General features: G+C 44.7%; 13 protein-coding genes. 5 read left to right on the top strand and 8 right to left on the bottom strand.

The window, feature by feature from the left end; genetic code table 11:
• The 7 genes from ACEW8S_RS20080 to ACEW8S_RS20050 all read right to left on the bottom strand — a co-directional run.
• On the bottom strand, positions 1 to 371 hold a 371-nt coding region (locus ACEW8S_RS20080; RefSeq protein WP_373519889.1), incomplete at its 3' end, for a BtrH N-terminal domain-containing protein.
• Between the two features lie 278 nt (positions 372 to 649).
• Positions 650 to 1,009: a cupin domain-containing protein gene (locus ACEW8S_RS20075; protein ID WP_373519888.1), complete on the bottom strand. Its 360-nt coding sequence runs from the start codon at positions 1,007 to 1,009 to the stop codon at positions 650 to 652.
• 361 nt (positions 1,010 to 1,370) lie between these two features.
• Positions 1,371 to 1,550: a hypothetical protein gene (locus tag ACEW8S_RS20070; protein WP_373519887.1), complete on the bottom strand. Its 180-nt coding sequence runs from the start codon at positions 1,548 to 1,550 to the stop codon at positions 1,371 to 1,373.
• Positions 1,541 to 1,699: a hypothetical protein gene (locus ACEW8S_RS20065; protein ID WP_373519886.1), complete on the bottom strand. Its 159-nt coding sequence runs from the start codon at positions 1,697 to 1,699 to the stop codon at positions 1,541 to 1,543. The genes ACEW8S_RS20070 and ACEW8S_RS20065 overlap by 10 nt, the downstream gene beginning before the upstream one ends.
• A gap of 729 nt (positions 1,700 to 2,428) precedes the next feature.
• Entirely contained in the window at positions 2,429 to 2,617 is a 189-nt protein-coding gene (locus ACEW8S_RS20060) for a hypothetical protein (protein ID WP_373519885.1), read from the bottom strand.
• 8 nt (positions 2,618 to 2,625) lie between these two features.
• A complete protein-coding gene (locus ACEW8S_RS20055) occupies positions 2,626 to 3,015 on the bottom strand; it encodes a VOC family protein (protein WP_373519884.1) in 390 nt (129 codons plus the stop codon).
• On the bottom strand, positions 2,984 to 3,280 hold the full coding sequence (locus tag ACEW8S_RS20050) for a hypothetical protein (protein WP_373519883.1): 297 nt from the start codon (positions 3,278 to 3,280) through the stop codon (positions 2,984 to 2,986). Before ACEW8S_RS20050 ends, ACEW8S_RS20055 begins: the two co-directional genes overlap by 32 nt.
• Positions 3,281 to 3,699: 419 nt before the next feature.
• Between ACEW8S_RS20050 and ACEW8S_RS20045 the strand changes: the two genes are divergently transcribed.
• From ACEW8S_RS20045 to arsB, 5 genes are read left to right on the top strand one after another with little or no spacing between them, the layout of a single operon-like run.
• Positions 3,700 to 3,873: a hypothetical protein gene (locus ACEW8S_RS20045; RefSeq protein WP_373519882.1), complete on the top strand. Its 174-nt coding sequence runs from the start codon at positions 3,700 to 3,702 to the stop codon at positions 3,871 to 3,873.
• Positions 3,874 to 3,930: 57 nt separating this feature from the next.
• Positions 3,931 to 4,260, top strand: coding sequence for an ArsR/SmtB family transcription factor (locus ACEW8S_RS20040; RefSeq protein ID WP_373519881.1), 330 nt, complete (start codon positions 3,931 to 3,933; stop codon positions 4,258 to 4,260).
• A 47-nt stretch (positions 4,261 to 4,307) separates the two neighbouring features.
• On the top strand, positions 4,308 to 4,775 hold the full coding sequence (locus ACEW8S_RS20035; protein WP_373519880.1) for a DUF6428 family protein: 468 nt from the start codon (positions 4,308 to 4,310) through the stop codon (positions 4,773 to 4,775).
• 22 nt (positions 4,776 to 4,797) lie between these two features.
• Positions 4,798 to 5,430 (top strand): protein-tyrosine-phosphatase, encoded by a 633-nt coding sequence (locus ACEW8S_RS20030; protein WP_373519890.1) that lies wholly within the window; start codon positions 4,798 to 4,800, stop codon positions 5,428 to 5,430.
• A gap of 2 nt (positions 5,431 to 5,432) precedes the next feature.
• Positions 5,433 to 6,479, top strand: coding sequence for an ACR3 family arsenite efflux transporter (gene arsB, locus ACEW8S_RS20025; protein ID WP_373519879.1), 1,047 nt, complete (start codon positions 5,433 to 5,435; stop codon positions 6,477 to 6,479).
• Positions 6,480 to 6,541: 62 nt separating this feature from the next.
• On the opposite strand, the gene ACEW8S_RS20020 is transcribed toward arsB, so the two are convergent.
• Positions 6,542 to 10,590 (bottom strand): ExeM/NucH family extracellular endonuclease (locus tag ACEW8S_RS20020; protein WP_373519878.1); only part of this gene is annotated, 4,049 nt, incomplete at its 5' end.

Below are 10,590 nucleotides of genomic sequence, written 5' to 3'. Positions count from 1 at the left end.
TCTAACGAAGTTTTGACTTTTCCGCCCTGTTGGTCGGTATCGATCAAATAGCCAAACTCCTTATCGTAAGCATAAAATGCCACATAATGACTCGCAAAATGGATTTTATTCTTGAAATATTCCAAATGGTAGCAGTCCAATTTTAGTCCAACCGCTTTCCCTTGGTCAATGTGTTTGATGGCATTTTCCAAAGCCCTTGGTTTTGAAGATATTTCCGTAACCTCCAATCGTAGGTTAAGGTTTCTGCAAAGGTTCTCGGTTAGCAAGTCCGGTTTTACCCGGCCTCCGATAAATGGAAAGTCCATCGTTTTCATGTTCCAAAAGATGAATCCAAGCCCTTCGCCCAATCCGAAAAGCATAGGTTCGGACAATTCGATACCGATCTGCTTTAACAGGCTTCCTGTAGCGGTCGTTTCGCAATGTTGCCCCCTGAAATGTTTAAAATCCTCGATTATCCTATTTGTTCTTTACAAAGCCCACCTGTTCGGGCATCGATTCTAATCCTGAGTGCTTCCTGGAATTTCTAATATATGGGTGGTATATAAAGTCTCCCTTCGGAGAGTAGGGCAGGAAATAGGTGAAATTGTCCAACCCGAATTTTGAGTTTCAGCCGATCTGAAATACAGTCCCATACTTTTGTCCAATTTCCTTAACGTTTTCCATATTCCCGTTCGAGTTCCTTGAACATCTTTTCGATCCCTGCGGGAACAAAGGTCACGATCAGTTCGGCGTCCGATCCAGATTCGTTCCTCCACGTGTGTTCCTCTCCTTTTTCGACGTTCAAATATTCTCCTTCTCTCAAATGGATTACCTTTCCTTCAACGATAAAAGTCAAATCCCCACTTTTAAGGTAAAACCCTTCGTCTTCTTTGGAGTGGGTATGAATTGGTGGGCCCGAATCTTCTGACGGAATAATGGTTTCACTTATAAAATATTTTCCGTCCGTCTCCTTTCCAGTTGCTAGAAAAGTCAATCCAAAATATGTTTTTTGTGATTTTCTGACTTTCATTTTGGCTCGATTTCGTTGCGTAATGGCTCGGCTATGGCAAGTAGGGGGTCGATAGGCACCGGCCTTTCCGCCAAGCCCTTAGCCAAGGCTTTTGCATTTTGTGTTTATCTTTTTTTTCTTGAATGCCAAATCAAAAGGCTTGGCGGTGCCAGTTAATAAGCACAGGCCAATGAAAATAGCACGTACCGTTCTAATTGCAATGGCCATTGTAGGCTACTGGCCTACTCGGTTTGTCGTATTTTAAAGAGGTCTTGTCTTGTATCGAAAACGTGTGCGATGTCTATTCGATTTTTCGGTCCGTTAATCCAATAGATGAATTTATAGTTTTTGAAGACCAAATATCTGAATTTTTGAGGCCTGTTCAATAAAAAATCCTCCCTCTCTCCGATATATGGTTGATTTCTAGACCGATGGTATGGTCAATTATCCCGTCCACCAATTTTCTGGCGACGTTTGCACTTCTCGATTTGCGCTTGTAGTATTCAAAGATTTGGTCGAGCTTGCCTTTGGCGAACTCTGTCCAAAAAACGGTCAGTTCCATTTTTTGATTTCTTCTTTTAGGTTCTTTGCGCTGATTACTCTATCATTCGCAGAATCTTCCAGCGATTGATCAATGTCGGCATTAAATTGCTCCATCGACATCGGTTCGAGATTTTTCTCGTAAAGTTCTGCTTTCCGGTTTTTGAGCATTTTTTCCAGGCCACTTATTATTTCCTCGTTCTGGATGCTATGAAATTCCTATATAAACGATAATTTTCTGGTCTGTAAGTAGAATTGCGAAACATATTGTCCAAAGTTACGAATTCCGTTCAGATTCGTGATTTTTGATTGTTTTTTTACAATGCCAGCGGGTAGTATATGAAAAGTAGGCGATTTCGAAGCACCAATCTTTCGGCTAAGCACAAAGTCGGACACGAGCCAAAACCCTTCATTTTAGTAATTTTTCGCCGATTTTTCATAGCATCCATTGTTAGCGTTTGTTGTTTCCACCCGAGTGATTCATTTTCACTACGTTCTGTTGGTGATTTTCTTTAAAAGCGGTAATTCCCATTATCCGGTCTTGATGTTAAAGAACAAAAAATAATTGTTTCGTTTTGTGTCTATTAGGAGTTACAATGTTTCATTTTCCTATGTAGGTTCAAAAAAGGATTAAGCTCTCAACTTTGCAGTCCCCGCCCGAGTAAGAATTCCAACTGGGTTTCATTTTGGTTTCAGAGTTATTTGACCGCCTAAATTTTCAAATTCGTTCTTCATAATCTTTTACCCGGTTTTTTGTCGCAAGTCCTTTCCAGCTCAACTCAAGAATTTCGGTCAATATTTTTTTGTCGTTGATATGTGTCCACATGCATATGTACGGGTACGATTTAAAATGGTCGGGTAAATGGAAAAATTCGGGATAATTCTCCAAATATTTATCTCTTATGCCAAAATCCAGCCGTATCGGTATAAATTTCCCGCGTCATGCAATCGGCACATCAGTTTTCCACGGACTTTTACCGAAGGTGTTCCTTCGTGCGAGATACTTTCCTCGGTATCGGGAAAACTCAGGGCAATGCTCTTGACCAGATCAAAGTCGGAATATTTAAAGACTGGATTGTTGCCTTTCATTGAAATGCTTAATTAGTTTGCGTACTTACCGCCCAATAGTTGCCCGCAAAATCGTAAAACGAGCCCCTTGTGTCGGGGTCGCCTTCTTTGTTGACGGGTTTTTCGATCGTTTCGCAACCGTTGTTGATCGCCAAATCGAAAGTTTTGAAAACATCTAGAACATAAATATGAAGCATGGTTGTATTGGCCGGATAACTTTCCGTGCTATTGCTGATCATTAGAATGCTGTCGTCCAGTTCCAGTTCAATATGTGCGATTGTGCCGTTCTCGTGGTCGAATTTCCTTAATTCTGTCGCTCCGAATACTTTTTTGAGGAGGTCCACTAATTTTTCGGCATTATCAACGATCAAATATGGTGATAGTGAATTATAATTTTTTGGTTTGTAGTTCGTATTCATTTTCTTGTCTTTTTAAATGATTGCAGAATGTTTTTTCCAATGGCCGACCGCTAACAATTAGTAAAAGTCCGTTTAAGGCGGTTTCCATTTGCGATTCCATACCGTACGAGTTGAATTCCGCCTGCATTTTTTTAGATTCTAAAAGCCCCATCCGTGGAATCTTTAAATCCACCGGAATCGCTGGTACTTCCCGGAGCATTTTGCCTTTGGAATTGTCGATGATCTGGTACAGATATAGGGCCTGTTCTATCGCAATATGCGCCATTGCGGTATTTTGTCCTAAAATAACGATTTTTCGCTATACCGGGATGCCCGAAAACTTCCAACGCCGAATCTTAACCGAAGTTTTACCTTGGGTTAAAATTCCTATTTTTTGCCTTCGTTTATTTTGCCGTGTTACCGGAATGGAAAACCGGCTGGATGTATCGAGAAAGGGAACGTAACGAACCGGAAAATCGGACAAGGCCGATCACCGCCGTGTTCGATGGCCCTTTGGACGATTGCCTGCATTGGACGTTTCGTTTTATGCCATAATCACTTGGGAAAATTCAGTTTTGGGGTGGAATACGATTTGATTTCAAAAGGAAAACTTATGGTCCCGACAGGTGAACAAATAGCGAAAGTAAATTATAGTTACTTTGGTTTTTCGGTCGGAGTTATCATTGGCGGAGGAAAATGGAGTAAATGGCATTTAACACCAACGTCTATGTCTACAGGATACGGTTCATGGAAGCCATACAACCTAAGGAGGATGACTTCATGGTAAAACAGAAATTATTCATGCATATTGAACTTAAAAATAACGCTACGGCCCATGCTGGGAAAAATAAAAGAGCTGTTTCTGCCTTTGCGCCCTAAAACATTTTGCACATTCCATTATTAATCGTAATATTGCAATGAATAAATTAAATAAAAATGGGATTAGCCAAAACGGAAATGTTCACCGACGAACAAAACGAAATTTCTCTGTTCGCGAAAGTCTTTGGTCATCCGGCAAGGGTAGCGATCCTTCAACATCTGTTTAAAATCAATAGTTGTGTATGTGGCGATCTGGTCAATGAAATCGGCCTTGCCCAACCGACCATTTCACAACATCTTAAAGAATTGAAACATTTGGGACTTATTAAAGGCAACGTAGAAGGAACAAGCGTTTGTTATTGCATCAACATTGAAAACTGGACTAAAATGAAAAATGTTATGTTACAGTTTTTAGACCAAGACGTCGCAAAAGAAAATTGTTGTTAAAAAATTTGAATTAATCAATCGTATAATCGCAATAAAACAATATAAATATGAAATTATCGGAAATTAAAAACAGACTGAACCAATTGGAAAAAATTGCCTTTCAACTACCAAATGGCGAATTGGTACCCAAACACTTTCACGTTACCGAAGTGGGAAAAATAACCAAAAATTTCATTGATTGTGGTGGAACGGTGCGCAAGGAAGAAGTTGCAAATTTTCAGCTTTGGAACGCCAACGACTACGACCACCGATTGCATCCCGAAAAATTAACGCACATTATCGAGCTTTCGGAGAAGAGTTTGGAATTGGGCGATTTGGAAATCGAAGTTGAATATCAATCCGACACGATCGGGAAATTCGGACTCGATTTTGACGGAACCAACTTTCTGTTGACCACCAAACAGACCGACTGTTTGGCAAAGGGGCAATGTGGCGTTCCGGTAGAAAAACCCAGTGTGCAACTATCCGGTTTGAATGAAGAACCTTGTTGTTCGCCGGATGGAAACAGTTGTTAAAAATAGTACAAACTACAAGAAAATGATAACACCCCAATCCATCCTATTTCCGGAAATAGAAAGTTTAGTCAAGAATGTAAGGCCCGAAACTATTTCAGATAAGCGCATAGAATTAGTAGAACCCTTGGCCGAGTACATCCAATCTAAAGTAAATAAGAATAAAGAAATCCGCATAAATTTCATCTGCACCCATAATTCACGAAGAAGTCATTTAGCCCAAGTTTGGGCGCAGGCATTGGCACACTATTTTAATATCAAAAATGTTTTCTGTTATTCGGGAGGCACAGAAAGTACGGCGCTTTTCCCAATGGTTGCAGAAACTTTGCAGTGTTCAGGCTTTGAAGTCAAAACGATTTCAGAGGGCAACAATCCGGTTTACAGTATCAAATATGCTGAAAACGAACACCCGGTTATCGGGTTTTCCAAAAAACTGGATCACAATTTCAACCCAAAATCGGCATTTGTAGCAATTATGACTTGTGATTCAGCAAATGAAACTTGTCCATTTGTTGCAGGGGCAGAAAAACGTATTCCAATAACTTTCGAAGACCCAACTGCATTTGATGGTACACCCCTACAAGCCGAAAAATACAGGGAAAGAAGTCTGCAGATCGCGACCGAACTATTTTACGTTTTCTCTCAGATCAATTCTTGAAAATGGCAAGGAAAAAATTAAGTTTCCTCGATAGCTACCTGACTTTATGGATTTTTATGGCAATGGCTCTAGGTGTTGGTATCGGATATTTCGTTCCATCGTTTCCAGAAATTGTCAACTCCTTCAGTAGCGGAAGCACGAACATTCCCATAGCTATCGGCCTGATCCTAATGATGTACCCACCATTGGCAAAAGTAAATTACGCTTTGTTGCCCAAGGTTTTCCGAAACACCAAGATCCTTTCCATTTCACTTATCCTCAACTGGATAATCGGACCCGTTCTGATGTTCGTTCTGGCCATTACATTTTTACGGGAGTATCCCGAATATATGGTCGGACTCATTCTGATCGGTCTGGCGCGTTGCATTGCAATGGTACTCGTTTGGAACGACCTCGCCGAAGGCAGTAGCGAATATGGTGCAGGCTTGGTGGCGTTGAACAGTATTTTTCAGGTATTTGCCTACAGCTTTTACGCTTGGATTTTTATAACGTTCCTCCCGCCCTATTTCGGATTTGAAGGTGCGATCGTCGATATTTCGATTGCCACGATTGCCGAGAGCGTAGCGAAATATTTGGGTATTCCATTCGTCTCGGGAATTTTGAGCCGATCGATTTTAGTAAAGCTAAAAGGTCGGGAATGGTACACACAAAAATTTATACCTGCTATTTCGCCAATGACCTTGATAGCGCTTTTGTTTACGATTGTGGTAATGTTCTCGCTAAAAGGAGAACTGATAGTGGAAATACCAATGGATGTTTTGATTATAGCTATTCCGTTAGGGGTCTATTTTGCCTTGATGTTCTTCATCGCCTTTTTCTTAAGTAAGGCAATGGGAGCGGAATATGACAAAAATATTGCGATTTCCTTCACGGCTTCGGGAAATAACTTTGAATTGGCGATCGCGCTTGCCATCGCTGTGTTCGGACTGAATTCCGGTCAGGCGTTTGCAGGGGTTATCGGACCATTGGTCGAAGTTCCCGCATTGATTTTATTGGTTCGGGTAGCCTTTTGGTTAAGGAAAAAGTATTATGGAAAGGCCACTGCCTAAACCCAAAATGCAAAAAAGGAGACCAGCAGCCTCCTTTCTTAACAGATTTACTGTTTGACCGTTTATCCTATGATAAGCTTTCTGGTCACCTTATTTCCATAATTGTCAGTTATGACTACAAAATGGACTCCACGCCTCAGGAAACCGAGGGTTAAAATATATTCATCGCCCTTTTTTATGCGGTCTCCGGTATAATTTCTTACCAACCATCCATAAGCATTAAAGAGTAGCACCTTATTAACTTCTACCGGCCCATCAAAACTGATCTTGGTGAACCATTTGGCGGGATTTGGTGATATTTTGGCCGTTTCAATATCGCCCAAAGCACCGCCGACAATACTGAAATTGGCGGTCAACCCGGTACCCCTGTCGCCCCTTAGGTAGGTTTTGGAAAAAGGAACGGTTCGTATCCTGTAATTGCCCGGTCTGAATTCCTCTCCCGCATAATTCCCCCCAAAGTCACCATAGAGGGCGAACGGACTTAAATTCTCTATTTTTCTGCTCACTTTCTTCCCGGAAAGTTCAAAATAAACACTGTTGACATCGTCGGTCGCATCTGCCCTCATGGTAAACCTGTTCGTAGTGAGCGTACTTAAATCGATTACGGAGCCTTCAACGATTTCCATAATATCTTCATTGGTATCCGCATTGACCAAGATCAATTTCTCAACGGTCAGCACCGAAGGTTCAGGCGCCACTACATCGGGAGTCAGTTGCAATCCGACCAGAACAGGGTCGTGATCGGAAGCCCTAAAAGCATTTGGTCCGTAAACGGGCAGCGCGTTGGATTCGCGCTCGAAGGATTGTTCCCCCGCATCTTGAATACCATCATTGTAGTCAAAGATATTGATTTCGTCCGCATTGATATGCCATTCGGTCACGCCCGTGACCTGAGAGGCCAAATTCGTATTGGCCAGCGCATAATCGAGATATCCCTGTTGCCCGTCGAAAACATAGCTGTAACCGTCAGCACCCAGATTGGTATCGATTAGATCGACATAATCATCATCGGTTTCCGCAGTATCATCCGCACCAAGTTTAATCGCGTCGATCGGGGTTTCTTTTCTGTATGAGTTCAAATCCCCAATGATCAAAAAGTCACTGTCTGCACTGGCCGTGGGATCGGTCGCCAACCAATCTACCAAGGCCGCCGCCGCATCTGTTCTGGTAGTATTGCAATTTGCGGAACCGTCGTTGAGATCGGGATCGCCCACATCGGTACATCCGGACCCTTTTGATTTTAGATGGTTCACCGCCACGGTCAGGACCTCGCTCGATGCGATTTCCATAAAGGTCTGCGCCAATGCGGGGCGGTTCTTGGTATCCAAGAAGCGAGGATCTATACTGCTGTCCAAAACGGAAAAATCGCCGATGGGCTCTACCGTATCCGATTTATAAATAAAGGCCACGGCGATTTGATCGGTGCCTATGGTACCCGTTTCGATGGCGGTATAGGGGCCACATACGGAATTGATGCCGTTGGTGCCGTTCAATAGGTCGTTCACGGCGGTAAGGCCATTGTTCTCGATTTCTATCAGTCCGACAATATCCGCGTCCATGGCACAGATGGCCGATGCGATTTTGGCACGTTGGCGATCTAGCTCGGCGGCGGAATCGGCCCCGCGCTCATCCAGCGTAGTGAAATAATTGAGAACGTTGAAGCTGGCCACCTTCAGGGTTCCGCCCACATCGTCCGGTGTATCCTGTCGGGGGTTGTTGCTTGTGAAGGAATAGTCAAAAGCAGGCTCCACCGGTCTGATGCGCCATGCATCGGTGCCTTGCTGGCCCGAAAACGACCAGTGCATTATTCCGGTAAGACCGCTGATTTCATCGCCGCCCCGTACCAAGTTTCCGTTGCTTAGCCCCGGTCTTGGCCAAAAATAAGGTTCATCGATTGCGCCGATGGCGTCGTTCTGTAAGTTGTTATCATCGTCCAAAATGATACGCGAGCGCTCCAAATTCCCTAGAAATTCGGCATAGCCGTTCTCATCGGGTACGTTTTCATCGGTAAATTGCCTTGGCCTGGACCCGGTGGTCAATGTAAGTTGTCCAAACCGTCCCAGTGCAAAGTACTCGCTCACAAAAAGGGAGCTGGTAAAATTGACCAACATGCCCTCTACGTTCTCAAAGGTTTCGGTGTTCGCCGTGCTTCCGTTTGAAGGCAGATTTACAGCTGCGGGCGTTGGTAGATTATTTCCGGCACTTAAAACCAGCACTTTTCCGCCTACTGCGGTAACCTCCAATTGGGACATGTTGAAAAATTCTACGACAAGGCCGGTAACCTCCACTTCATCGCCTACTTCGACCGATTCGGCGCAGGTATCGCAGTATACAAAAATACCTTCGGAGGTAGTGGTATCCGCATCCGCGTCGGCATCTTCCTCCTGGACAAAGAAACCGTTCAATTGATCTTCGTTTTGATAGGTTCCGACCACTATGGCATTTATGGTAAGCGTTTGGCCTTCCAAGGCGGCTACCGGACCGTTGCCCTGCACCTCATGTATTTTTACCGTGGTGGTAGTAATTACTGGCCCTCTGTTGCCGGGCGACCCTACGGCACTTTCGCCTTCGTTGTTCGGTGCCGTGGCCACTGGTAGGAAGGGCGGTTCCCCGACAACGCTGAAACCAACTTTTTCAACATCATAGGAAGCTCCGGGAGCTACGGCAACATCAGGATATTCCTCAAAATCGATCAAGGTTTCAGCGGAGGGTTCTCCCTGAAAAAGAGTGACCCCGTCTCCTCCACCACTAAGTCCAGCTCCGGCATAGGTGCCTACTTGAACGCTCGTGAGTTCGTAGACACCGCCCCAAACCGCGATAAAATTGTCGGCGTCGGCGGCATCGATGGCGATTACCGACTCTCCCGGTGCGATGGAGGTAATGCCACTGATCAGGCTCGCCGAAGTCGGGTCTTGAGAATCGTCATCAAAATAAAGGTCTCCCAGTTCAGGCGTCCAGGCTATGTTGCCGGTATTGGTGATCTCGAACCAATCCGCGGTTAGGTTATCCCCGTTTTCGTTACCGGGCCAAATTTCCGTAATCTGTAGATCTGGTCCCGGAGGAGGCACCAATCTGTTCAGGGCACCGGGTGTATTGAGTGCTTCGCCTACAACGGGAGACCCTTCCTGATCCGGAAGACCGGCACCGTCGAAATCATTGCGAACCCAATCCGTTATAGCATTGTTATCGGTTCCGTTCGGAATTCGGGATGCCCCGCCGACCTCAAAAGAAATACCGTCATAATTCGGGGAAAGGTTGATTTCGGAATATACGAACTCCGAATCCGAATCGTCTTTTCCCACACTGTCAACGATAGCATCCCAAGGGGCACTATCCAAGACCCCATCGTCATCGGTGTCAAGATCATCCCCTTTGGCCCCGGTAAAGTTTTTGACCAACAAGAAAGTTATCGTGCCATTTTCAAATTCGTTCGCTAAAAATAGATCGGTGGTCCATAGCCCATTGGAATCGGTCGTACCCAATGGCAAGACGGAGTCCACGGTTCCCGAACCCGCACCGCTATCGCCCTCGATCTGCAATAAAGTATAGCTGGAATAATCCGTATTGGCATCCCCGAAAATCTCGACGAACTCAAACTCGTCCGTACCCGGGTCATCGACTACAAATTCATTGATGAGCGGATCTGTAAGGGTCGGAACGGCAATACCGCCCAAGGTCACGGTTTCCGTTTGAAATTTCTTCCATTGTAAAATCTGGTCCTTGTTTTCCACGCCATCATTGTAGAGGGTAGTCGCCCCCAAATCTATCATTAGCTGTATGCTTTGTGCATCGCCATCGCTGCCTAAAAACGGGGTCGCGGGAAGCCCAACAATCCCCTCATACGAACCGCCAATGCTCGAGAATACATTAGCGCTCCTCAATTCGGCCGCGTCAGTCGGGACACCCGACCAGGTATAGAGTTTAAAATCGGAGACCGAACCGACAGGGCCCGCAATACCCAAACATCCATTGGAATTACACTCCAGGCTTCTCAAACTTCTACCGCCCAAATTCAATTCGATAGGGGCGCCGAAAACGGATGAACCTGCCGCCGCCCCGGGAAGCGATGTAACATTGGTCACCGGAATAACGATTGCCTTGCCGGCGGAAA

Origin of the sequence: Pricia sp., from assembly GCF_041745955.1 — a bacterium.
Classification (GTDB): domain Bacteria; phylum Bacteroidota; class Bacteroidia; order Flavobacteriales; family Flavobacteriaceae; genus Pricia.
The sequence above is the reverse complement of the archived record's forward strand: the minus strand, read 5'-3'. Positions and strand labels throughout refer to the sequence as shown.

Bases quoted from the DNA above. Each gene is read 5' to 3' on its own strand.
- ACEW8S_RS20075 (WP_373519888.1), bottom strand. From the start codon at position 1,009: ATGAAAGTCAGAAAATCACAAAAAACATATTTTGGATTGACTTTTCTA.
- ACEW8S_RS20070 (WP_373519887.1), bottom strand. From the start codon at position 1,550: ATGGAACTGACCGTTTTTTGGACAGAGTTCGCCAAAGGCAAGCTCGAC.
- ACEW8S_RS20065 (WP_373519886.1), bottom strand. From the start codon at position 1,699: ATGCTCAAAAACCGGAAAGCAGAACTTTACGAGAAAAATCTCGAACCG.
- ACEW8S_RS20060 (WP_373519885.1), bottom strand. From the start codon at position 2,617: ATGAAAGGCAACAATCCAGTCTTTAAATATTCCGACTTTGATCTGGTC.
- ACEW8S_RS20055 (WP_373519884.1), bottom strand. From the start codon at position 3,015: ATGAATACGAACTACAAACCAAAAAATTATAATTCACTATCACCATAT.
- ACEW8S_RS20050 (WP_373519883.1), bottom strand. From the start codon at position 3,280: ATGGCGCATATTGCGATAGAACAGGCCCTATATCTGTACCAGATCATC.
- ACEW8S_RS20045 (WP_373519882.1), top strand. From the start codon at position 3,700: ATGGCATTTAACACCAACGTCTATGTCTACAGGATACGGTTCATGGAA.
- ACEW8S_RS20040 (WP_373519881.1), top strand. From the start codon at position 3,931: ATGGGATTAGCCAAAACGGAAATGTTCACCGACGAACAAAACGAAATT.
- ACEW8S_RS20035 (WP_373519880.1), top strand. From the start codon at position 4,308: ATGAAATTATCGGAAATTAAAAACAGACTGAACCAATTGGAAAAAATT.
- ACEW8S_RS20030 (WP_373519890.1), top strand. From the start codon at position 4,798: ATGATAACACCCCAATCCATCCTATTTCCGGAAATAGAAAGTTTAGTC.
- arsB (WP_373519879.1), top strand. From the start codon at position 5,433: ATGGCAAGGAAAAAATTAAGTTTCCTCGATAGCTACCTGACTTTATGG.